The organism is Chimaeribacter arupi, assembly GCF_002858805.1.
Lineage (GTDB): Bacteria > Pseudomonadota > Gammaproteobacteria > Enterobacterales > Enterobacteriaceae > Chimaeribacter > Chimaeribacter arupi.
The window spans coordinates 15,327-37,760 of the sequence record NZ_PJZI01000025.1; the positions used below are offsets into that span (position 1 = coordinate 15,327).

Below are 22,434 nucleotides of genomic sequence, written 5' to 3' on the forward strand. Positions count from 1 at the left end.
ACTCTTATCTATTTTTCAACCAACACGGGCAGCCTATGCCGCTATTATTCGGGCCTTAGCAAGATATTAACATCTGTGATCAACGTGAGGGTAAACCCATGCCAGACGCACTCAATGCGGGTGATAGCGGAAAAGCAGGCGTAACGCTATTTACCCCGTTCCTTGGCCTGCATATAAGCCATGATCCGGGGGTGATACTGGGCGCGTTTGCCGGCAGCCTGATTTTTATTATTTCCGCGGCTGACCTGCCGCGATGGGCGCGCATTGCCTCTTTTACCGCCTCAATGGTGATTGGGGTGATCGCGGCAGAATTTACCGCCTCCCTGCTCTCCTTTTTGCTGGAAAAGATGTTTAGCCTCCCGGTGGTGACGCCGGTAGCCGTGGGCGCCACCCTGACCTCTGTCGCGGCGGTCAGGGTTTTAATGTTTCTGAGTGTAAAACCGCAAAAAACCGCCTCGTTATTCGACACGCTGCGTAAGAGAGAAAAAAAATGAGCATCCCAACGCTGCTGAATATCATAGCCTGCCTATTTATTATCTTGCGAATAATTACATCACAAAGAAATAACCCCCACCCGCGCCGGATTATTTTATGGTTGACCTGGTTGCTGGCCGTTGCCTGCGGCAGCGTGATCTATTGCCTGGCAATGGGGTATTACCCACTGGCGGAGTGGCCGGAAAGCATTATTCATTTTTTATTATGCGCGGTGATTTATGTGGCCGCGGGGGATCTGTCAAAAATTATCAAGTGAGGAAGACGATGCCGGTATTTTCATTCAGCGAACGCAGCCTGCGCCAATTACGGGATGTCCACCCGGACTTAACGTCGCTGGCGCATTATGCCTTAACCTTAACCCCGGTGGACTTCGGCATCACCGAGGGCCGCCGGACGCCAGAGCGCCAGCAGGCGTTATTAAAACAGGGGCAATCCCGCACCCTCCATAGCCGCCACCTGACCGGCCATGCGATTGATATTATTGCTTACCCGACACCGGCAGGCTCCTGGGAATTACCTATTACCGGTTAATTGCCGAGGCCTTTATGCAGGCGTCAGAGGCGACAGGCATTCCGGTGGAATGGGGCGGAAATTGGGAAGGCCTTCGGGACGGCCCCCATTTCCAGCTTCCCTGGAAACACTACCCGGCATAATAACCTGGGCAGTAAAGAGTACAGAGTCAATCATTTTCAGCCGCACCCCAAGAAAGAGAATCATTACACTGATTTCGTACGCTGATCATTGGCCATAAATAATGGCGGTGATAAGCGACTCCCTGAAATTAATCATGTAACGTGAGGATATTATTATGGCTTTAGAGTATGTCACCGGCGTTTCTTCGTTAAAAATGTGGACCGAACCTTCGTCAGAAGATATTTCAACCGCCCATCTGGTGGTGAACGGCAGGCATTATGTCACGCTCTATGCCGGGGTAAAATTTAAAACAGAGAGTGGTAAACCGGCCCCCACACCTGAGCAGTGTGAAAAAGAAGTCACCATTAACCTGATTAATAACGTTACCGGTAATGCAATAGCCTATCTGGGTGCGCCGGCTAAGGACGCCGACCTATTTGGCGCCCTGTATAACCCCAATCAACTGTATCAGGCGACCTATGCAGAAGATCCCTCCAATAATTATGACTGGGTTATCAGCTGGAAACTTTGCAGTAATAAAACCATTAATCCGAACTTTGCCAGTGAAGCCGTGGCGCTGCAAATGGATTTTGTGGGCAAGGACAACGTTAAGATCAGCATGGACACGTCTGCATCCGGCAGCGGCAGCACGAAAACCTCAGTGCAGGTTGTCTGCCATGCGCCGCAAAATTATCAGCATGGCCCACAGAATAATACGCAGATGGTAACCATGAGCCGTGATAACGGGGTCGCTAATTTCGCCTGGGATGAGATGAAAAATAAGAAACCCGTCTTTGATAGAGATTTTAACACCACCGACTATGATGACTTTGTTTACCGCATGCATATCCAGAGCGACTATTTCACGATTACCCGTTTTGAGGTCGTGTCCGGCACGCGGCTCAAAAAAGTAAGCGGTGATGATCAGCTCTTTATGAACTCCTCTATTTCCGGTGCGCCACAATGGGACCATCTGCAAAATGTCTTTTGCCCGACCATCACCCAGGGTCTGGGTCAAAAAAATTACGATATTGTGGCGTATTCGGATGACAAAGTCTCGGTCACGGAATGTCGCCATGTCGGCAAACATAGCGGGAAAATTTATCAGGGTGCAGGGGAAATTATTTTTTATGCTGCCCATATCACGGCGAATTTTAAGTTCGGCACTTACCGGGAAGGCGAGCACAGCTATTTTTACCTCTGGGACCAGTTCGGCACCAAAATGCACGTTGAGGTCGTCCACACCATGAAAGACCATGACGCCGTGCCGGGCGTCAGCAACGTTCAGAATATCGATAATTAATATCGCCCTTCCCTTTCATTTGACGAAAAGCAGCATCTGATGATGCTGCTTTGGAGTGCCATCATGAGCGAAAATTATTATACCCAGACGCCGAATTTTGTCAGTTCCGTCTCCTCTGACGTTGACCCGCGGACGCGTCTTTTTTCTTTTTCTCTATCGCTGGGGACTATCACCGGGAATAACGGCATGGGGCCGGACTTCCCGGTCAGTATTAATTATTCCCCAACGTCCTCCTCAAATTACTGGAATATGGGGATTGGCACATCGCTGGGCCTGAGCATGTATAACCGGCAGACCGGGGATCTCTATTTAGAGAGCGGCGAGATGTTCAAAGTGAATGATAGCGGCAGCCAGCCGGTGATTCTTCACCAGAAAATCCGTACGGTGGTTTTTACCCGGATTAATGATGAGACCTACCGGGTGATTGAGCAGGACGGCAGCCTGACCGAACTTCAGGATGTGGCGGGCGATGGCCTGTTCCGCCCGGTGCAGCGCTGCTCACCGCTGGGCTACGCGTTGACCCTGCACTGGGCATTTGATGCCATAGGCTTTGTGCTCGCCTCGGTCAGCGATGATTCAGGCAGCACGCTCTGTACCTTTGAGTATGACGGGTATGGTGAGACCACGGCTCATTTTTACCCCGGCTGCACCGAAGCCTATTACGTGACGCTCTCCACGCTGAATAATTACCTGACGGATATCCGGCATACCGGGGTGACCGGTATGGAAGAGGATTACCACTGGCAACTGGATTATGACGATGTGGGCATGGGCAATGGGCTGTTAACCTTAATCCGCGTGACGACCCCGACCGGGCTTATCAAAGAGGCCATCTATAATTACGGTGCCGCCACCGGGATAATGCGCTTCCCGGATGAAGCAGGCCTGCCGCCGCTGCCGGCCGTGACCCAGTTAACCATCAGCCCCGGCCAGGGCCAACCGGAGATGGTCACGCTTTACAGCGCCACCGAAGACAATAACGACAGCAATGTCGCTTTCCGAAATTACCTCGGTTACGCCTTTACGCTGGGCAGCGGCTGGGACCCTGACAGCGATAATATGTACGCAATGTTAGACCCGGCGTATCTCTACCAGACCATTGTGACCCAGGTCTCTTCAGAGGGCGCCATCAGCGATATTAAAAACGTCTACACCTACAATAATTACCACCTGCTCCAGAAAACCGACATTACCCAGAACGCCACCCGCCACCTGACAGAGATGGACTATTACGCGCAGGCGTATCAGGAATTTGATGACCAGCCGGCGCAATGTTTATTCCCCCGCCAACAGACCGTCACCTGGACGGACGCCCTCGGCCGCTCGCGCAGCGAGATAACAACGTTTGAGTATGATGAACACGGCAACCTGCGCCAACAGACCGGGCCGGACGGCACCGTCATCAGCTATGTCTATTATCCGCCAGAAGGCGAAGCAGCGACCGACGCAGACTATTACGACATCAGCCAGGCCAATTACAGCCTGACCGGCTGCCCGGCGGACCCTAACGGCTTTCCCCGCTGGCTGAAATATAAAATCCAGCAGCCGCCGGTGGTCAATGGCTACACCGATGTACCGGTGCGCGCGGCGTTTTACCGTTATGATTCGTTCACCCCGGTTGGCGGCTCGCCGGTTACCCAGGCCGTGCTGCCGCGGCAGCAGACCAATGTTGAATGCACGCTCTCCGGTGCCGATCTGCGCGTAACGGTGCCGCCGATTCTGGCACGTGAAATCATCGCCTACGCCGGTGACCCAGCCTCGCTGTTCTATGGCCAGATTCAGCAGGTGGAGAAACGCTATTACGGTGATGACGGCCGCTGCTACCGTTACGGGCGGACGCACGATTATCGCATCGCCACCCCGGACATGTGCTCTGCCGAGGATCTGCGCCCGGCGGACGAGTCCTATCGTGAACAGGTAACCCACACCACCTACGATAATTTGTCGGTGACCACCTCATCACGCTATTCGCGTTATACGCACCAGCTCTGGTCATCGGTGGATGAACTCGGCAATACCCATGACAGCTACTATAACGCCCTCGGCGGCGTGGTGCGGGAAGTGCGCAATGCCGATAACCCGGACTACCGCGTTGAGCAGCGCACCAGCTATACCCTGTCACCGGCGGTTGACGGCATCTTCACCGCCACCAGTGACAGCAAAGGCAATGCCTCGCGTGAATATTATGACGGCATGGGCCGGGCGATTTCCGTGTCCATGAATGGGCCGGATTATCAACAGCCGGACACCTGGTTTGAAATTTCCCGCACCCATTATGATGCGCTAGGGCGGCCCGCCCTGGGCGGTGCCTGGGATTACTATTTTGACGACAATAATGCGCTGGAAGGCAGTTCCTCGGTCACGGAAACCACCCTGTATGATGACTGGGGCGAAGCCTGCCAGACCAACAGCTCGATCGGGCAGAACCAGGTGTACTCGCAAGACCCGGTCAGCCTGACGACGCTGGAAACGCTGGCCGTCCCGACAGGGGAGGTCGAAATGGGCTGGAGGCAGACGCGCTATAACCCCCAGGGCCTGCCGGTTTCCGTGACCGTGCTGCACGCGGATAAAAGCCCCTACAGCACCACCGCCAGCACCTATGACGGCTTAAACCGCCTGCGTAAATACCAGGATGCGCTGGGCCATGTGACGGAATACACCTATGACAAATTTGACCGCACGCTGACGCAGACGGTAGCCGACGGCACGCAAATCCAACTGGCGTATGATCCGGCCTCCACTGATGAACAGCCGATCCGCATCCAGGCAGCGTACCAGGTCAACGGCGCGCCGGTGGTGACGGAGCTGGGTACGCAAACCTTTGACGGCCTGGGCCGCCGGGTGGCGGTGCGCACCGGCGGGCGTGAGAACCTCGCCGCCTACAGCGGTGCCAACACCATGCCGGACTGGACGAAAGACGCGAAACAGCAGGCCATCTATTACGGCTATATCCCGGAGCTGGATAACATGATGCGTTATGCCAGCGACAACCCGCAGGGTACGGCGGGACGCTACCAGCAAAACTTCACCTATGAAAACAGCACCGGCCTGCTGCTGACCGCGCAGGAACAAGGCAGCCGGGGCGAAACGCACATCAATTACCCTTCCGGTGCCTTGCAGCAACAGGTTTTCGACCCGGCAAGCGGGGCGCAACGCCAGGCCGGTTATCACTGGTCGCTCCAGGGGGCGCAGCAGCGCTCGCGTGATATCGCCGGCAATGCGCAAGTCGTCAAGATGGACAGCTATGGCCGCCCGATACGGGTCGAGGATGCGCAGGTGGTGCTGACGTTCACCTATGACGAGGCGGGCCGGCTTTCTGCGCAAGTCGCGGAGGCAAAAGACGGCAGCCGCATGATGACCCTGATTGACTGGGATGAATTTAACCGGGAGACCGCGCGGACGATCGACGCCTCCACCGGGGATACGCTTTCCATTACGCTGGAGTATGCGTTAAATCACCAGGTCAGCCACCGTGAGATATGGAAAAACAGCACCCTGCTGCGCGCCGAAACCTTTACCTACGACAACCGTAACCGGCTGCGTACTTACCAGTGCGAAGGCAGCGAATTGCCGGTCGATGCCTACGGCTACCCGATGATGTCGCAGCAGTTTGATGAGATTGACGCCCTGAATAATATTCTGCGCTGCACCACACAACTCCCTGACGGCGAAGACGTGGCGCTGTTTGAGTATGGCAACCCGGCGGACCCCACGCAGCTTACCGGCATCACGCATTCGCTGACCTCGCACTACCCGGCGCACATTGTGCTGAAGTATGACGAGAACGGCCGGATGGTGCAGGACGACGCGGGCCGCACCCTGGCCTATGATGTCGCCGGGCGGCTGAGCCAGACCAGCGCGGAGAACGGCAATGCGCTGTACGCCTATGACAGCTTTAACCAGCTGGTCTTGCAGTCATTGAATAATAACAGTGACCCACGCGAGCTCTATTATCAGGACAGCCGGCTCACCAACGAGGTACATCTCCAGTCTGGTGAATGCACGCGCTTTATTCCCGGCTTCTCCGGCACCGCTGCCGTGAGTAATGAACCATTATAAAAAGGCTGCGCCGCCCCGGTTCCCACCGGGGCGGTTTATACAAGGACATCATCATGACGTTATCGTTAACCGGCGTGGATAACCACGGCAGCACGCTTTTTTCACTTTCGGCGCGCACATTGGCTGCTTTTGCTTACAGCCCGTTCGGGGCCACCCGCCCCCGCACCGGCGAACAGGCCGCCCTGCCCGGCTTTAACGGTGAGCGCAGTGACCCGCTGACCGGCGTGACCCACCTGGGCAATGGCTACCGCGCCTTCAGCCCGGCGCTGTTCCGCTTCACCTGCCCGGACAGCGCAAGCCCGTTTGGTGAGGGCGGGATCAACGCTTACGCCTATTGTGAAAATGACCCGGTCAATATGACCGATCCCAGCGGCCACGGCCCCATAACTCAGCTCATCCGGCAATCCCTGCGGCTGGGCGTGCGCCTCGGTTTAAATGACGCCACCGCCGGGGGAATGACCAGCGCCATGAGCCGGGCGGGCCTCGGCACGCTGGAGAACGTGCTGGAGGTCTCGGCGCAGGTGGCCACCGGCCTCGCGTCCGCCGCTGTACAGCAACGCAACCCGCAGCAGGCGAAAAAGCTGATGTGGGCGGCGCTGGGGCTGGGCATGGGGATCGGCGCGCGGCAATCAGTGGCGCTGGGCGGGGCGCTGCGTAAGGGGTTTCACCGCCTGGTGAACCGGGGCCCCTCGAATGGGATCCGCTTAGACTTTTGGTTAATGGGCGCTGACAGCAATCTGGAAACGATGAACGTCGACCTGGGCATCACGGATAATTTCCGCAGCCGGGGTGAACATGCCTTGTTAGCCCACGGCAATAAAGACGGGAATCTCATGTTTTTTTTTGACGGCGTGGAAAGCAGAGATCCTGCCACCGGCCAAATAAAAAAAGAGTTCATTCCTTCCAGGCAGTACCCCGATTTTGCAGGCGTGTACAGCGCAGCCAAGGCCAGGCAAGTCTTTGGGCAGCCCAATGCCTCCACTCTCTATATTGCCCCTGATACCGATGCCCACCTCTACCTTATCTGCTGCTATTCCAAACGCTATGCGCAAGAGTGGGCGAACCGCTTTGGGCGCCCCATGATCGCGTGTTCCCGGCATATTTCCTTTCTCTATTTTAACCCCTTTGCCAGCGTGCCGGTTGAAGAGCCCAACTTTACTGTTCTTACAGCTTACCGGAAGCATGACCCCCGCAGGCTTATTTTCGGGCGTTACCATAAAGCAAAATTTAAACTTTTCACGCCAAACATGGCGTACTTGTAATTTATTTACGCCCTTTCCTGATATGTCCTGCCACCCTTCACGCCGTAGCGGTGTATTCCCGCCGGGAACCCCATGCCCGGCACAATGCCATTTTATCTTCCGCTGTTTTTATGTTGTGCAGGGATGAGTTAACCCCAGGGCATAAATAAGGCCCTCCCCCCCACAACGGCTCTTTATATTACCCGGAGATGCTTTGCAGCATTTCGTTACCCCTGCCGACACGGGGTACATCATTCATTTATTTAGCCAGAGGACATTATGAACCTATCTCTCACGGGTAATGACGCTAATAACAGCACGCTGTTTGCATTGAGCGGAAATACCTTATCCGCTTTCCGTTATTCACCCTTTGGCGCAACGCCGCCGCCGGATGCCTCCGCCACGCCGCTGCCGGGGTTTAACGGCGAGCGGGCCGACCCGCTGACCGGTGTGACGCACCTGGGCAACGGCTACCGCGCCTTCAGCCCGGCGCTGTTCCGCTTCACCTGCCCGGACAGCGAAAGCCCGTTTGGCGAAGGGGGCATTAACGCCTACGCCTATTGTGAAAATGACCCGGTCAACCTCACCGACCCCAGCGGCCACGGCCTGATCACCATGATGATCAAACAAACGCTTAAACTGGGCGTCAGGCTGGGGATGTCACAGGCGGCGGCGGACGGCATTACCACCGCGATGGCGAGTGCCTATCTTGCCGTTATTGAAACGTCGATAGAAGGCGCGGCCGCGCTGGCAACCGGCATCGCAGGCTCTATGGAGATGAAAAAGAACCCGGTCGCCGCACAAAAACTGATGTGGGCCGGCATGGGGTTCGGCGGCGCGCTGGGCGTGTTGGGGACGGCACACTACCTCGCCCCGACGGCCAAATCGCTGTGGCGCCGCCTGCTGCGCCGCGGCCCGGCCGTAGAACTCATCGAGATGCGGCCGCGGGCGATAGCCGCTGCCGGGCCGGCGCAGGAAAGGGTCTTTGTCGGGTATCACGGCACCTCCACCAAATTTGACAAGTCCCTGGGCAAGGGCATCAACCCTTCCGCCCATGCCGGGACAGGGTCCGGCACCCGGAGCGATCACGGGTTTTATACCACGATGGACTACGGCTCGGCAGACGTATACGCCTTGCGCACCACCGCGCGGACCAACAACGTCCGGTGGCCGTTCAAGCGTGATCACCAACGGGCGGTGTATGAGGTCTATTTTGATAATGACGCCTATCAAGGCCCGCGCCAGCAGGAAATCAGGGTGAGCAGGCTCTATATGCCTGAAGCAGCGCGGGAGGCAATACAGCCCCCTGTCGCAGCGCGGGCACCAAGACGGCCCCCTGTCTATGAGGCACGTTTCTCGGGTTCAGCCGTACAACACCTTTCATTGGTAAAAAGGGCGAGCGGCGAAGGTGCGCCACGCATACGGGCCGCATCGCTCAAACAGACGTTACGCCTTGAATAAGGCGCAGGCTATCGGGCCGGTAAGATAACCGTCATTGAGCAAAAGGCCATTGAATTGGCATTCTGGCCCGGCATCCCGCCTTCAGAGTGCCAATTCGCCTGCGCAGCCCGGCCCCGCAGGGGATATGTTACTCAGAACTTCTTCGGCAACTCTTTATACACCACAATCCCTTTGCCGTTTTGGCCGATGCCGATATATTCCCCGTACTTTAATGCACGCAGTATCCGCATCACATTGGTTCTGGAAATAGACGTGCGTTTCTGAATATAGGCGGCGATTTTAATGTTTTCCCTGACGTCATCAGGCTGGCTGCACACGTCGTTGATAATCTCTTTAATCTGCTCATAGGCGGTTTTTCCGACAATTTTATAGCTCTCTTTCCATAATGCGACCATCGAATAGGTGACCGCCTCACACACCGCCTGCCACAACTTCCTTTCGGTGAAAATATCCCTGGCGGCGGCAATGGGAATATAGCTTAGCTCGCACCGGGTTTCAGCAATAAAATAGTGGCCGGTGTTTTCATAAATGGCATTCGCCAGGCCCAGGATCGTTCTTTCGATATTGACTTTGACATACAGATCATTATCTCCCCTGACCATCGACATGGTGCCTTTTTTCAGCAAGAAGATATAGTTAATGCCCTGGCGGAAATCCAGCGTCATGCCTTTTTCAAGGGCAAAAGAAAAAGATTTTGGCTCGAGGGCGTTAAATATCTCTTTGACTGACGAGGGTTTGCGGAGCCTGGCACGGTCTGTTTTAATACATATGGGGGGCAAAGAGACATCACTACCCGTATATTCTTTCATGATGCTGCGCGTCCTTCTCATTATTTAATGAAATGTTGCCAACTCATAAAAATAATCCAGATACCGCCAACTTACAATGTGCCAAGTGGCACAGTTATTTTTTCCCATTTTGCACAGTTGTCATTTCTGATGAAAGTAGGAAATATAATATGCGGACACTAATAATGATGCTAATAATACAGAAACCAATAAATGTTTATGAAACTATTCATATCAGGATTTTTTTTATGGGCCGTTTCCTTATGGGGCCATGCGGAAAGCTCCCCGCCCACGTCAAGTGCGCTCACCATTCAGCGCACCTTTGACCGGCTCTCCCCGCCCACTGAGGACATCAGCCTCTGGAAGCAGGTGCTGGGCGGCTATGATACGGAGGACCCCGGCAAATGGAACGGCAACGGTTGGGTATGCGAAAGCAACAGTGACCCGGCACATGGGCAATGCAGCCCCAAACTGGTGTGGTATGCCAGCGGGGAAACGGTGTTGCCGTTACGCTTTACCGAAAAGCGCAGCGGGATGCGGCAGGTGCTGAACCTGCGGGGCTACATTCAGCCCTACTTCGTTCACACCGGCTGCGGGACGTACGGTTCGAAATTCCAGGTTTATGGCGCGGCCGCAGTGGGGTGCCAGAGTGGCGGCGGAAGTTCCGGGGCCGCGCTCACGGTGTGGTTGCCGGCCGCCGAGCTGGCCAGACTGCCGGTGGGCGGCCTGTGGCAGGCTGATTTACGTTTGAAACTCACCAACTATTTTACCGACGGGCGGCTGGCGGACTTTACCGCCCACTTCCAGTTTGACGTGGTAGACCCGGACCATATTGAGATTTTCTTCCCGGCATTCCGCACTGCCAGCCCGCTGGTCGAGCTGGATCTCCGCCCGCAAGGCGCGCCGGACGGCAGCCCCACCGCGCAGGACATCACCCCGCTGGATATGTGCCTGTATGACGGCTACAACGCCAACAGCACCCGCTATGACGTGCTGCTCCGTGATGAGGGGCGGCCGCATAATGGCCGGGCCGACAGTGATTTTTCGATCTACCGGGAGGCGGCAGAGAGCGATCCGGATTCCCCGCGTGACCGGATTGATTATCAGGTGAGGTTAAAAAACCCGGAAAGCGGCGAGCTGATGCCGGTGGTCAATAATGCGCAGATCACCTGGTGGGAAATTAATAAGAATTTAATCCGCCCGGTGAGGTTGCCGTCGATTAATTACCCCGTATTGTGCGTGCCTGCGCCCTTATTACTCGTCGTGCCGAAATTTGCTGTTAAGGATAAGAATGCAGGCCATTACCGCGGGAAAATGACAGTGGTTTTCACGCCGACCACGCCCACGGTAAATTAGCGAAATCAACCCAATAAAACATAAATACTGTGCCATTTTGTACACTTGACCATTTCCAGAGGTCGTGCACAATTCCACAGCCCAAATAAACCACCCAACGACGCTCGGATTAATTATGGTTTCTTTTAAACATCTTCGAAAAATAGCCCTGGCGGCCGCCCCGTTATTTGCCTGCGCGGCCGCCTTCGCCAATATGACGATATACCCGATGGCGGTGGGCCTGGATGCCAAAGGGGAAGGCAGTGTGCGTATTTTTTCCAAAACGAATGATGTCCAGTTTGTCAAAACCACCATCAAGAAAATAAACGATCCGGGTACGCCGCAGGAAAAAGAGGTTGAGGTCTCTGCCGGTACGGATACCGGGCTGGTGATTATGCCGCCTAAGTTTGCCGTGCCGGGCGGGGCCAGTAAAACCGTGCGCTTTGTGGCGATGGAGCCGGTGAATAAAGAGGCGATGTACCGGGTATTATTTGAAGGGGTGCCTTCACTGGACGACTCACCAAAAAACCAAAAGGGAAATACGGTGACGTCGGCAGTCAATGTGAATCTGGTGTGGGGCATTCTGGTGACAGTGCCGCCGGTCAACCCCATTATTGAGTTGGCATTATCCGCTGATAATTCCTCCCTGCAAAACCACGGCACGCAACGGGTGAAAATTACCGACATCGGATTATGCCGGGCGGAAACCGCAGAAAAAGCGTGCACCTGGAAGAAAGAGAACCGCAATATTTTCCCGGACAAGACTTATAGCCTGCCGGCCTCGGCGGGGTATGAAAAAGTCATTATTAAATATTATGACTGGATTAAGAAAAGTAACAGCCAGATAGCGCTTCCCCTGAATGGCTGATGAGAGAAATCAGAACAGCATATTCCCTGATGATGCTGTTGTGGCCTCTGCCCTTACGCCGCAGTAAGGGCCTTACATATGGAAATAAAAAGGATATTACCCACCATGAAACTGATGATGAAACCCTTAATCGCCGCCCTCTGCCTGACCGTTGCCGGCTCCGCCTTCGCCGTTCAGAAAGATATTACCGTGACCGCGAACGTGGATGCCACGCTGGACATGACCCTGTCTGACGGCAGCGCATTACCGAAAAGTGTGGAAATGCAGTATATCCCCGGCAACGGCCTGTCACCGGTGAATCTGATGACCAAAATCTGGTCAAACGCGCCGACCGGCGGCAACATCCACCTGCAACTGATTACGGATGCGCAGCTGATCAACAACACCGGCCCAACCGCCAACCCGATCCCGTTGAGCGTGAGCTGGGGTGGTGAGGTGCTGAGCGTTGATACCCCGCTCGACCTGACCACCGCGGTGCTGTTCCCGAACGGGGCCGATGCTGCGAAAACCGGTTCTGTTGCCAAAGAGCTGCAAATTGCCCAGGCCACCAAAGGCGCGGTGGAAACCGGCATGTACCAGGGCGTGGTCAGCATCTATCTCTATCAGGATCCAGCCAGCGCATAACCGTGCCTGCCCCGCGCCCCCTGTGGCGCGGGTTTTATTTTTTGCTTCACCGCTCCCCTAAAATGAAAATGCGAAGCCATATTCATGAAAAAAACCCTTTCTGTTCTTATTATGCTGGCCTGTCTGGAGCGTGGGTATGCCGCTTCCATTAACGTCCCTGCCGGGTTTGAAATTCTGACGCAAGGGCAGCAGGAACGCGTTGAAGTGATCCTGGCGGGCAAAGAGATTGGCTTATTTGACGCCATTGTCAGTTTAGATACCGTTAAATTCATTGAGCCGGAAAAAGTGCTGGCCGCGCTGGAACTCCCGGTCACCCCGGCTGATAAAGATTACCCGCGGATATTAACGGCCCTCTCCGCACCGTTGGCCCGTAACGGCGGCGCGGCGTGCGGCTACGGCACCCAGACGCCCGGCTGTGGCTATATAAACTCCGACAGCGTCGACGCAATTTATGATGATAACGAAAGCAGCGTGACGCTGTTTATGCGCAAAGAATGGATGCCGGTCTCCGGCGCACAGGCGCTGTACCGGACGCCCACCACCCATGATGTGCAGAATGCTTTTATCCACCAGCAGGATCTGAACCTGATTGCGCAGGATGATTACAGCAGCCTGTTTTTACAGGGCGCAGGCGCGCTCGGTGTAACGGAAAACAGCTATTTCGGCATGCACTGGTCACTGAATGCCTCGCAGTATGAGGATGACGAGAGTGAGTACACCGCCGACGTCAGCGACCTCTATTACCGCTACGATTTCAACCGCCGCTATTATGCGCAACTGGGCCGGATTGACAGCCGCACGCTGTTCAGCACCCAGGGCGGTAATTTTAATTTCTCCTTCCTGCCGCTCGACTCGATTGACGGGCTGCGCATCGGCAGTACGCTGAGCTATTTCAACTATGAGCAAGGCGGCCAGGGCACCCCGCTGGTGGTGCTGCTCTCCCGTAACTCGCGGGTGGACGCCTACCGCAATGAGCAGTTGCTCGGCTCCTTCTATTTACCGCCGGGCAACCAGTCAGTTGATACCTCCATGTTCCCCAACGGCAGCTATAACGTGCAGCTCCGCATTTATGAAAGCAACCAATTGGTGCGCACCGAAAACCAGCCGTTTACCAAAACCGGCGGCATGGATGACGGCCGGGTGCACTGGTTTATGCAGGGCGGGCAGATAAGCGACCCGGAAAGTGACGACGCCGCTGCCTTTCAGGCCGGGTTACGGCTGCCGCTGCTGAATACGCTCTCCCTGACGGCGGGCGGCGCGTCGGTGGATAACCAGCTCTCCGCTGAACTGGGCGTGGACTATTCGCCCGATTTCGGCGCGTACGGCAACCTGGGGCTAAGCGCGCACCTGTATCAGGGCGAGGAGAACCGCCAGGGTGACAGCGAGCAGCTCTCCTGGTCACTTCAGGGCTGGCCAAGCCTGTCGCTGTACCGTTACGCCTCGTCCGGCGACCAGTGCGCCGCCGGCTATGACGACGACGGCAGCGACTACAACCGCCCCGGCTGCTACGAGAGCCTCAACGTCACACTGACTGACACGCTCTACGACTGGACGATGATGCTGGGCTACATCCAGACAGAGAACAACAGCGACGACGCGCTGCGCTGGGATGACAACACGGACTTTGAAGACAACGTGTTACGCCAGACCACCGAAAACGCCACCTCCCGTACCCTGCAATTCAGCGCCTCGCGCGCCTTCAGCTACCGCGACTGGATGATCAACAGCACGCTGGGGCTGTTCCGGCGTGATGACGAGGGCTATGACAACAGCGACAACGGCGTCTACGTGACATTTTCGCTCAGCCAGTCGCCCCGGCAGGACAGCGATGCCAGAAGCCAGATGACCGAAGTCAGCGCTGACTACCGCAGCAGCCGGCAGAGTTCTGACCAGCTCGCTTATAACGTCTCCCATACCTGGTATCAGGACAACACCGATCACCGGGAATTGAGCGTGGAAGCGGGCGGCATCAATACCGACACGCTGGACGCCGCCGTCAGCGGGCGGCTGGAAGGGGCTTACGGCAACCTGAGTGCCGCCCTGTCAGACAGTTACGACACGCAGGAAAACCGCCACGCCACGGCGCTCACCGCGACCTACAACTCCACCTTTGCCGTCAGCCGCCAGGGCCTGTACTGGGGCGCGGCAGGCTTTGGTGACCCGGCCTCCGCCGTGGTGGTGGAAGTGGAAAACCTCGATGAGAGCGATGATCAGATCGCCGTTGATGCGCAGGTGGCGGGCAACCGCCGGACGCCGATCTCCCAGGGCGGGTCGGTGCTGTTCCCGATGATGAGCTACGAGCCGGGCAGCATCGACGTACGTGACAGCACCCGCTCAGACCAGGGCGGCACCACCAGCCTGATAAGCGGTGCCGGTGCCGGCAATGTGATGCTGCTGCCGGGCAAAATGCGCCGCCGCAGCGTCACCGTTGAGCACCGTTATGGCTATGTCGGGCGCTTGCTGCTGCCTGCCGGCGCGCATGAGAACCCGGTCATCGGGCTGAATACGCATATGTTGCTGTTAAGTGAGGATCGCAGCTTTACCGCTGAATTCACCCGGATCGAAAACGATCTTTACCTGCTTTCCGGCCGTGACGTCTACCGCTGCCCATTGGTGGTACAGAAACAGCGCGCGATTGTGCGCTACGTCGGGGAGAGCCAGTGCCGGGCTATCGCGATGGATGACCTGCCCGCAGAGATGCGCGATCAGGCGCGGATTAAAATCAAAACACGCACGGAGACCGAAACGGCTTACCGTGCACCGGAGGGAACCGAGTGAAGTACATCTTAATTTTTTGGTTAGTCTGTTTACCCTGCCTGGCTCAGGCGGAGATGCAGCCCCCGGCCCCCAGCAATGTGACCATTCAGCGCACCTTTGACCGGGCCTCCCCGCCGGGCGGTGACATTATCCTCTGGGAACATGAATCAGGGGGATGGGATGAAGCCGATCACGCCAAATGGGGGCGCAACGGCTGGGTGTGTGAGAGTAACAGTGACCCCAAACAGGGCAAATGCAACACTAAATTAGAGTGGGCAAGTACCGGCAACACCACCGTGCCGCTGACTTTTACCGAAAAGCGCAGCGGTATGAAAGTGGTGTTGAATCTCCAGGGGTACAGTGAGCAATACTTCCGGCAAACTATGTGTGCGGCCTATGGTGGCCGTTATCAAATCTGGGGGAGCGCGTATGTCATATGTCCGGATGGAAACCCGGATGATCTCAATGTCGGGCGGGCGCTGAATATGGCCCTGCCCGCCGCTGAACTGGCAAAACTGCCGGTGGGCGGCCTGTGGGAAGCCGATTTACGGTTGAAGTTAATGCAATGGGACCCAAATATCTTTCTGGCGGACTTTACCGCCCATCTTCAGTTTGATGTGATTGACCCGAACCATATTGAGATCTATTTCCCGGCATTCCGCACTGCCAGCCCGCTGGTCGAGCTGGATTTACGCCCGCAAGGCGCGCCGGACGGCAACCCCTGGGCACAGGACGTGACCCCGCTGGATATGTGCTTGTATGACGGCTACAACGCCAACAGCACAAAATATGAACTCACCCTCAAAGATGAGGGCAAGCCCCACGCCGGGCGCCCGCGTGATGCGGATTTCTCACTCTACCGCGACGGGGAAAACAGTAACCCGGACTCCCTGCGCGATCGCATCGATTACGCCGTGCTGCTGAAAAACCCGGAGACCGGCCATCTGGAGCGGGCCAGAAACAACAGCACCTTTATCTGGAACGCCATCAACCAGAACTTAATCCGCCCGGTGAGGCTGCCTTCGCTGAGTTACCCGGTGCTGTGCGTGCCGGTGCCGCTGCTGATTAACGTGGAGAAGTTTGAGGTCACCACCAAAAATGCCGGGCGCTACACCGGGAAACTGACGGTGGTCTTTACCCCGACCACCCCCACGGTGAATTAACCGTCATGGCGTAAAAAAAACGCGCCGGGCTTCCACCCGGCGCGTTTTTTTATGGCCCTGCCCTGCCTGCGCTGTCAGCGGGCGGCGGCTTCCAGTACCTGATGGATAGTGGTCGAGAGCTCGTTGATTTCGAACTTCGCCACATAGCCGTTGGCCCCGACTTTACGCACGTGCTCCTCGTTGGCACTGCCGGAGAGCGACGAGTGGATCACCACCGGGATGTGTTTCAGCTGCTCGTCACGTTTGATGTTACGGGTCAGCGTGAAGCCGTCCATTTCCGGCATTTCGAGATCGGTCAGCACCAGCCCGATTTTGTCGGTGATCGGCACCCCTTCGGCGCGCGCCTGCTGGGCGATCAGTTTGATTTTCTCCCAGGCTTCCAGCCCGGTGTTGTGCATCAGCGCCGGGATACCCAGCCCTTTCAGGCCGTGTTCCAGCATGGTGCGCGCGACTTTGGAGTCTTCCGCCACGATGGCTATCGCACCCGGCTTCAGCTTAAAGCCTTTGGCTTTGATCTCATCGGCGGCGTCCACCATGCGCACCGTCGGGATAATGTCATGCAAAATCTGCTCAACGTCCAGCACCAGCGCCAGGTTATTGCTCTGCTTGTCGCTGTCGAGGCAGGCGATGCTGGTGATGTTGCGGTTGCTGACCCCGGCTTCCGCCGCGTGCACCTGGCTCCAGTCGAGGCGGACGATGTTGTCCACTGACTCCACCGCGAACGCCTGGGTGCTGCGCGCATACTCCGTCACCAGCAGCAGGTTCAGCCCGGTAGACGGCGTGCACCCGGCCACGGCCGGCAGGTCAATCACCGGGATAATCTGCCCGCGGATGCTCGCCACGCCCAGCAACGGGGATTTCATGCCCGCGGCTTTGGTGATGGTCGGCATCGGCACGATTTCACGCAGCTTAAACACGTTGATGCCATACAGCTCCGATTCCTCACCTTTTACATCCGTTCCCAGGCGGAACAGCAGCAGCTCAAATTTATTGGAGAGCGCAAGGTTGGCCCGTTCATCGATATCTTTTTGAAAATTGTCCATCTTTGCCTCTGAGAATGGTGAGTGTCGTCATTTACAAACCGATAGGGAGGATGACTGACGGGAACGGCCCGGCTTCCGGCATTGGCGCGCGTGAATGACTCTTCAGGGGTTATCGGCAGGCCGCCGGGATTTTATAGGGCAGAGAACAGATTTTGCGCTAAAGGGGGCAGAGGGCGTTAACCGGCGCACGGGTTCACCGTTTTGTGATCCCGGTTAACCAGCCTGCGTGCATTTCAGCGTACAACGTCAGTTTGGTTTTCCAGGCCTGACCGGCATCACTGAACAGAACGGGGTATTCCTTGCGCAAAGCGATAGTGAGCATACTGTTTTTACTGTTTTTTATGATCTCAGGCCGGGAGTTTCTGCAACGTCACATTTTCCCGGTGACCTTAACCGTGGCGGAGTCCCTTAACCTTAACGACACCGCCCGCTTATATGTGGTGGAAGCGGATGTGAACGCCACGCCCCGCCCCGTTTACCGTTACTATCTGGCGGATAAATCATTAAGCCAAAAGGATTTTCTCGCGAGCATTCAGGAGAGCGAGAACTATTTTTTGCAGGCCAGTGAAAAAGCAAAAGTGAACTTTACACAGGGCGTGCTCTCTTTATCCACCACCGGCACCGTCTCTAAATTCACCAATACCGGCAGCTACCGCGTCGGCGAAAATACCTATTACGTGAAGATCGCGCTGTCGGCTGCGCCGGAGTAATGGAATCAGCGTTCTGTTCCAGCTTTTATTTCCGACAGTTCTTCTGCGGGTTATTTCGCTTGATAAGCTGTTATGGTTTCATCAGTGCTACCGGACAGCACATCAACCTCCACTCGTCAGACAGGGAACGTTTTATGAATCTTGTGGCTAAAATGGGTATTGGCGTGGCGGCGTTTACCGCCCTGATCGTTGCCGATTATTACATTGGTAATATGATTGGCTATCAGGCTGATGTGAAAGCCTGCAAGACGCTGACGCGGGCAGAGGTGGTGGATGCCGTCGTGGCTGATATGACGCGCCCTGACAAGCGGAGTGTAAACCGGCGTCATTTTTCGCCTTCAGATATCGTCGTCGAAACAGAGGCTATTCAGATAGGCCCTTCGGATGTGCTGGCTCCCTTTCGTATCGCTTCTGAACCTGAGCGGCAGCAGTTCGCGATGCTGCCTTGTTCAGCGCTGGAAAGTATCGAATATGCAAGTGAATAACGGCCATGCCGTCTCAGCGTGAACAGCGTGTCACCTAAACGCATCATGCCCGGCAACACACCCACACGACGCGGTTGAGGAAAGAAAGAAGCGGACTTACCAGGCAGCGTGAAGTACCCTGTTGGGCAGGCTGGCCCGCCCAAACCGGAGGCCACATTGTCTCTTTATCACAGGTAATATCAGCATGGCTCTTATCCCCAAAAACTACGCGCGGCTGGAAAGCGGCTACCGTGAAAAAGCATTAAAAATCTATCCGTGGGTCTGTGGGCGCTGCTCACGCGAGTTCGTTTACTCGAACCTGCGTGAACTCACGGTTCACCATATCGATCACGACCATACCAATAACCCGGAAGACGGCAGTAACTGGGAGTTGTTGTGTCTTTACTGCCATGACCACGAGCACTCAAAGTACACGGAAGCTGACCTGTACGGCACCAACGTGGTGGCAGGGGAAGATGCGCAAAAAGATGTGGGCGCCGCGACCTACAATCCCTTTGCTGATTTAAAGTCGATGATCAATAAGAAGAAATAGGGTTGAGGATGTCCGCTTCCGGCCCCCTTACGCATAATCCTTAAAACACGCGATCAGCATATCCGTCAGCACCCTGACTTTTCGCGCCGGGTGCTGGCCCGGCGGGCGCACGACATAAACCCCGGCCGAGGGCGGGGGGTAGCGGGTCATGATTGGCACCAGGGCGCCGGAGTCGACGTGGGGGCGGGTGACGCCATCCGGGATCCAGGCGATGCCGAGCCCTTCTATGGCGGCGGCGGCGAGCGCGGTCGCGTTGTCAGCTTTGAAACGCCCCTGAGGGTTCACCGTCACGATTTTCCCGCCATCCATAAACTGCCAGGCTTCCGTTCCCTGCATCAATGCCTGATGGTTCACCAGCTCGCTGGGGTGCTCTGGCGCACCGTGCGCCTTGATGTAGCCGGGGCTTGCCACGAGTTTGCCGTAAATCGGCCCGACGCACCTGGCCATCAGGTTGGAATCCGGCAGGTAACCCACGCGGATCGCGCAATCAAACCCTTCAGCAATCAGATCCACAAACCGATCGCTAAAAGAGAGATGGATATGGAGGCGCGGGTGGTCCAGCGCCATTCTCGCCAGCACGGGGGCGAAGTGCGCAGGCCCGAAAGAGAGCGAGGCGGCCACCCGCAAACGGCCACGAAGTTCGCCGTCCGGCTGAAGGGTTTCCCTTGCCGCTTCAATCTCGGCGCACGCTTTGGCGGCATGTTCCCGGAACGTGCTCCCCGCTTCCGTGAGCGCGGCGCCCCGGGTGGTGCGGGCCAGCAACTGGACGCCGAGATCCGCTTCAAGCCGGGCGAGCCGTCGGCTGATGATGGATTTGGAGACATTAAGCCGGCGGGCGGCAGGCGAGATCCCGCCTGCATTCGCGACTTCCACAAAGGTAAGCAGATCCTCAATATCCACGCGTTTCCCCCTGGTACGCAAAACCGCCGGGCTTCATTATTACCAGCCGGCACAGGGGTGTCCATTTTTTAAGCGTTTTTGCCGTGCCGGGGAAAGGGCCTGGCCGGAGAGGAGGTGGTATTCAGGGCGGGAGGTGGGCGACGAAAAAGAGGCCGGTGTTGCGCACCGGCCTTTGGTTGTCAGCGGGCGTTACCCGGTGCCGGAGTGTTGAGCAACTGCTGCTCCCATAGGTAGGCGATACCGCTGCCTGCCGCGTGCTGGATGATGACCTTATTCAACTCAGCGGCGCTCTCCGCCCTGGCCCAATCACGCTGCCACTCCGCCGCCAGCGCCATCCAGGTCATCATATTGATGCCGGCGGCGATCATGCGCTGTATCGCCACCTGATGCGCCTCGACGGACACCGCGCCCGAGGCATCGGTGATGACGGTAACATCCCAGCCCTCGCCTGCGGCCTGGATGGCGGGCATCGCGACACAGATTTCGGTCCACAGCCCGGCGATGATCAGCTGTTTGCGGCCGGTCGCCTTAACCACATCGACGACCTTGGGATCTTCCCAGGTGTTGATAAACGTCCGGTCTATCACCTCCTGATCAGGGAAAACATCGGTAATTTGCGGGAAAATAAGGCCGCCGCGTTCGGCAATCACGCTGGTCAGGATGGTCGGCACCCCAAAGATTTTAGCGGCTTTTGCCAGGGCGGTGGCGTTATTGACCACCAGGTGGGGATCGTGGCTGTTGAGGTTGGTGAGCTGGTAAGGCTGGTGATCGATCAGCACCAGTACGGAGTCTTCAGGGCGAAGAAGCGAAGTAAGGCCGTTGCGAAAGGTCATGCATGCATCCTCTGTTACCGTGGTGAGTAAGACTGGTGCGGTAAGGCCCGTGCGGCCTCCGGCACCACCTGATTCGGATACTGGCACGTCTCCTCAGCCTGCGGTAGCGCCCTTTCCCGACTTGCTCTGTCGCATAAAGTGGAACGCCGGTGCCATGCAGGCCGCCCGGTTTGATGCGGTGACACCGCTTCCCGCAGGGCGTGAATTTGTTCCCACAGCACAAAGCCCAGTGATGCCCTCGCCCATATTTCCCCGATCTGCAACAGCTCCCATACCCGCAGCCGCATTTTCTGGAGCCTTTAAGTCAATGCAGCCACAGTGACAATTTTGTCATATCCCCGTCAGTCTCATGACAGGTTGGGTGCGTATATTCCTCTTTAAAGCCATAGAGCACCCTCATGGTAAACATTCTGATACCGTTATTTGTCTAAAAAGGAAACAACATGAAAGCATCACTTGTTATTACCCTGCTCATGGGGCTTATTTCCGTCAATGCCGCCTCTGCTGCACAGCATATTGATCAGGCAGAAGGGAAAGAGAAGATCGGCGTCATCTCCGTAAGCAATGCTTATAACCTTGATGAACTCTCGGAAGAACTTTCTGCCAAGGCGGATGAGAAAGGGGCAACCTCTTACAAAATACTTTCAGCCTCCGGTAATAACCGGCTGCACGGCGTGGCAGAAATTTATAAGTAATTTGATCTATTGAGGCCGTACTAATGGGGCGGCTTCATTCACCGCCCTGTTTTTACGCCGTTACAGCACCAATCGCAGGGCGTTAACCCGCTCCCACAGCACAAAGCCCAATGAGGCCCTCACCCACGGCTCACTCACCTGCAACATCGCGTGCGCCAGCGCCCGGCACTGCTCCGCCAGCTCCGAGGCCGTCAGCGGGCGGTCGTCATAAAGATGTTCATCAAAAGGATAAGGCGACGCGGGCGGGTCGAATGGCCGATCGAGCGCGGCATCCAGCGCGTTCAGTTCAGCCAGCAACATCGCACAGAGATCCTCACTGGCTGGCGAGGCATCGAGACTCACCAGGGAGAAGGCCAACAGGCGGCAGTGTTCGGTTAGGGTGTGGAGGGTATAGGCGTTGAGTGAAGAGAGTTCAGAGACCACGTGTGGAGATTGGCTATCCATATAAAAGCTCCTTGAAGTGATGAGTAAAGCCACCACCGGAGTTCTCACGCTCTTGGGTGGTAGCC

20 protein-coding genes and 1 pseudogene are annotated in these 22,434 nt (G+C 56.4%); 16 read left to right on the forward strand and 5 right to left on the reverse strand.

The features are described from left to right. The first annotated feature begins 98 nt into the window (after positions 1-98). From CYR52_RS14675 to CYR52_RS14705, 7 genes and pseudogenes are all read left to right on the forward strand, one after another. Complete coding sequence (locus CYR52_RS14675; RefSeq protein ID WP_072926690.1) at positions 99-494, forward strand: putative holin; 396 nt, start codon at positions 99-101, stop codon at positions 492-494. Then, on the forward strand, positions 491-751 hold the full coding sequence (locus CYR52_RS14680) for a phage holin family protein (protein WP_072926692.1): 261 nt from the start codon (positions 491-493) through the stop codon (positions 749-751). The genes CYR52_RS14675 and CYR52_RS14680 overlap by 4 nt, the downstream gene beginning before the upstream one ends. A gap of 8 nt (positions 752-759) precedes the next feature. Beyond that, positions 760-1,148: pseudogene (locus tag CYR52_RS14685) on the forward strand (M15 family metallopeptidase). A gap of 155 nt (positions 1,149-1,303) precedes the next feature. Continuing rightward, the gene (locus tag CYR52_RS14690; RefSeq protein ID WP_101828845.1) at positions 1,304-2,431 is read left to right on the forward strand and encodes a hypothetical protein; all 1,128 of its coding nucleotides are present in this window, start codon (positions 1,304-1,306) and stop codon (positions 2,429-2,431) included. 63 nt (positions 2,432-2,494) lie between these two features. Further along, positions 2,495-6,490: an RHS repeat domain-containing protein gene (locus CYR52_RS14695; protein ID WP_165699093.1), complete on the forward strand. Its 3,996-nt coding sequence runs from the start codon at positions 2,495-2,497 to the stop codon at positions 6,488-6,490. Positions 6,491-6,543: 53 nt separating this feature from the next. Next, positions 6,544-7,752, forward strand: a complete 1,209-nt coding sequence (locus CYR52_RS14700; protein ID WP_101828847.1) for an RHS repeat-associated core domain-containing protein — start codon at positions 6,544-6,546, stop codon at positions 7,750-7,752. 258 nt (positions 7,753-8,010) lie between these two features. Continuing rightward, on the forward strand, positions 8,011-9,192 hold the full coding sequence (locus tag CYR52_RS14705; protein ID WP_101828848.1) for an RHS repeat-associated core domain-containing protein: 1,182 nt from the start codon (positions 8,011-8,013) through the stop codon (positions 9,190-9,192). A gap of 131 nt (positions 9,193-9,323) precedes the next feature. Here CYR52_RS14705 and CYR52_RS14710 read toward each other — a convergent pair whose 3' ends face one another. Further along, the gene (locus tag CYR52_RS14710) at positions 9,324-9,857 is read right to left on the reverse strand and encodes a helix-turn-helix domain-containing protein (protein WP_072926704.1); all 534 of its coding nucleotides are present in this window, start codon (positions 9,855-9,857) and stop codon (positions 9,324-9,326) included. A gap of 342 nt (positions 9,858-10,199) precedes the next feature. Here CYR52_RS14710 and CYR52_RS14715 point away from each other — a divergent pair, with 342 nt between their 5' ends. From CYR52_RS14715 to CYR52_RS14735, 5 genes are all read left to right on the forward strand, one after another. Further along, positions 10,200-11,336: a CfaE/CblD family pilus tip adhesin gene (locus tag CYR52_RS14715; protein ID WP_072926931.1), complete on the forward strand. Its 1,137-nt coding sequence runs from the start codon at positions 10,200-10,202 to the stop codon at positions 11,334-11,336. A 115-nt stretch (positions 11,337-11,451) separates the two neighbouring features. Beyond that, a complete protein-coding gene (locus CYR52_RS14720) occupies positions 11,452-12,183 on the forward strand; it encodes a fimbria/pilus periplasmic chaperone (protein WP_101828850.1) in 732 nt (243 codons plus the stop codon). A 105-nt stretch (positions 12,184-12,288) separates the two neighbouring features. Beyond that, entirely contained in the window at positions 12,289-12,807 is a 519-nt protein-coding gene (locus tag CYR52_RS14725; RefSeq protein WP_101828851.1) for a fimbrial protein, read from the forward strand. Positions 12,808-12,891: 84 nt separating this feature from the next. Further along, the gene (locus tag CYR52_RS14730; protein ID WP_101828852.1) at positions 12,892-15,585 is read left to right on the forward strand and encodes a TcfC E-set like domain-containing protein; all 2,694 of its coding nucleotides are present in this window, start codon (positions 12,892-12,894) and stop codon (positions 15,583-15,585) included. Then, on the forward strand, positions 15,582-16,727 hold the full coding sequence (locus CYR52_RS14735; protein WP_241506178.1) for a CfaE/CblD family pilus tip adhesin: 1,146 nt from the start codon (positions 15,582-15,584) through the stop codon (positions 16,725-16,727). Before CYR52_RS14730 ends, CYR52_RS14735 begins: the two co-directional genes overlap by 4 nt. 74 nt (positions 16,728-16,801) lie before the next feature. Here the strand turns inward: CYR52_RS14735 and CYR52_RS14740 are convergent, their stop codons facing one another. Then, a complete protein-coding gene (locus CYR52_RS14740; RefSeq protein WP_072926715.1) occupies positions 16,802-17,770 on the reverse strand; it encodes a chemotaxis protein in 969 nt (322 codons plus the stop codon). 395 nt (positions 17,771-18,165) lie between these two features. Between CYR52_RS14740 and CYR52_RS14745 the strand changes: the two genes are divergently transcribed. The 3 genes from CYR52_RS14745 (at position 18,166) to yajD (ending at position 19,497) form a co-directional block, all read left to right on the forward strand. Further along, entirely contained in the window at positions 18,166-18,480 is a 315-nt protein-coding gene (locus CYR52_RS14745) for a hypothetical protein (RefSeq protein ID WP_146000797.1), read from the forward strand. Positions 18,481-18,614: 134 nt separating this feature from the next. Then, positions 18,615-18,965 (forward strand): hypothetical protein, encoded by a 351-nt coding sequence (locus tag CYR52_RS14750; RefSeq protein WP_101828854.1) that lies wholly within the window; start codon positions 18,615-18,617, stop codon positions 18,963-18,965. A 184-nt stretch (positions 18,966-19,149) separates the two neighbouring features. Further along, complete coding sequence (yajD, locus tag CYR52_RS14755) at positions 19,150-19,497, forward strand: HNH nuclease YajD (protein ID WP_072926721.1); 348 nt, start codon at positions 19,150-19,152, stop codon at positions 19,495-19,497. 27 nt (positions 19,498-19,524) lie between these two features. On the opposite strand, the gene CYR52_RS14760 is transcribed toward yajD, so the two are convergent. Together CYR52_RS14760 and CYR52_RS14765 are read right to left on the reverse strand one after the other, a co-directional pair. Beyond that, complete coding sequence (locus CYR52_RS14760; protein WP_101828855.1) at positions 19,525-20,397, reverse strand: LysR family transcriptional regulator; 873 nt, start codon at positions 20,395-20,397, stop codon at positions 19,525-19,527. 179 nt (positions 20,398-20,576) lie between these two features. Next, positions 20,577-21,230 (reverse strand): hydrolase, encoded by a 654-nt coding sequence (locus CYR52_RS14765; protein ID WP_101828856.1) that lies wholly within the window; start codon positions 21,228-21,230, stop codon positions 20,577-20,579. A gap of 443 nt (positions 21,231-21,673) precedes the next feature. On the opposite strand from CYR52_RS14765, the gene CYR52_RS14770 reads away from it, so the two are divergent. After that, positions 21,674-21,925, forward strand: coding sequence for a YdgH/BhsA/McbA family protein (locus CYR52_RS14770; protein WP_101828857.1), 252 nt, complete (start codon positions 21,674-21,676; stop codon positions 21,923-21,925). 60 nt (positions 21,926-21,985) lie between these two features. Here the strand turns inward: CYR52_RS14770 and CYR52_RS22430 are convergent, their stop codons facing one another. Next, entirely contained in the window at positions 21,986-22,369 is a 384-nt protein-coding gene (locus CYR52_RS22430) for a hypothetical protein (protein WP_146001344.1), read from the reverse strand. Between the last annotated feature and the right edge of the window lie 65 nt (positions 22,370-22,434).

Bases quoted from the DNA above. Each gene is read 5' to 3' on its own strand.
- CYR52_RS14675 (WP_072926690.1), top strand. From the start codon at position 99: ATGCCAGACGCACTCAATGCGGGTGATAGCGGAAAAGCAGGCGTAACG.
- CYR52_RS14680 (WP_072926692.1), top strand. From the start codon at position 491: ATGAGCATCCCAACGCTGCTGAATATCATAGCCTGCCTATTTATTATC.
- CYR52_RS14690 (WP_101828845.1), top strand. From the start codon at position 1,304: ATGGCTTTAGAGTATGTCACCGGCGTTTCTTCGTTAAAAATGTGGACC.
- CYR52_RS14695 (WP_165699093.1), top strand. From the start codon at position 2,495: ATGAGCGAAAATTATTATACCCAGACGCCGAATTTTGTCAGTTCCGTC.
- CYR52_RS14700 (WP_101828847.1), top strand. From the start codon at position 6,544: ATGACGTTATCGTTAACCGGCGTGGATAACCACGGCAGCACGCTTTTT.
- CYR52_RS14705 (WP_101828848.1), top strand. From the start codon at position 8,011: ATGAACCTATCTCTCACGGGTAATGACGCTAATAACAGCACGCTGTTT.
- CYR52_RS14710 (WP_072926704.1), bottom strand. From the start codon at position 9,857: ATGACGCTGGATTTCCGCCAGGGCATTAACTATATCTTCTTGCTGAAA.
- CYR52_RS14715 (WP_072926931.1), top strand. From the start codon at position 10,200: ATGAAACTATTCATATCAGGATTTTTTTTATGGGCCGTTTCCTTATGG.
- CYR52_RS14720 (WP_101828850.1), top strand. From the start codon at position 11,452: ATGGTTTCTTTTAAACATCTTCGAAAAATAGCCCTGGCGGCCGCCCCG.
- CYR52_RS14725 (WP_101828851.1), top strand. From the start codon at position 12,289: ATGAAACTGATGATGAAACCCTTAATCGCCGCCCTCTGCCTGACCGTT.
- CYR52_RS14730 (WP_101828852.1), top strand. From the start codon at position 12,892: ATGAAAAAAACCCTTTCTGTTCTTATTATGCTGGCCTGTCTGGAGCGT.
- CYR52_RS14740 (WP_072926715.1), bottom strand. From the start codon at position 17,770: ATGGACAATTTTCAAAAAGATATCGATGAACGGGCCAACCTTGCGCTC.
- CYR52_RS14750 (WP_101828854.1), top strand. From the start codon at position 18,615: ATGAATCTTGTGGCTAAAATGGGTATTGGCGTGGCGGCGTTTACCGCC.
- yajD (WP_072926721.1), top strand. From the start codon at position 19,150: ATGGCTCTTATCCCCAAAAACTACGCGCGGCTGGAAAGCGGCTACCGT.
- CYR52_RS14765 (WP_101828856.1), bottom strand. From the start codon at position 21,230: ATGACCTTTCGCAACGGCCTTACTTCGCTTCTTCGCCCTGAAGACTCC.
- CYR52_RS14770 (WP_101828857.1), top strand. From the start codon at position 21,674: ATGAAAGCATCACTTGTTATTACCCTGCTCATGGGGCTTATTTCCGTC.
- CYR52_RS22430 (WP_146001344.1), bottom strand. From the start codon at position 22,369: ATGGATAGCCAATCTCCACACGTGGTCTCTGAACTCTCTTCACTCAAC.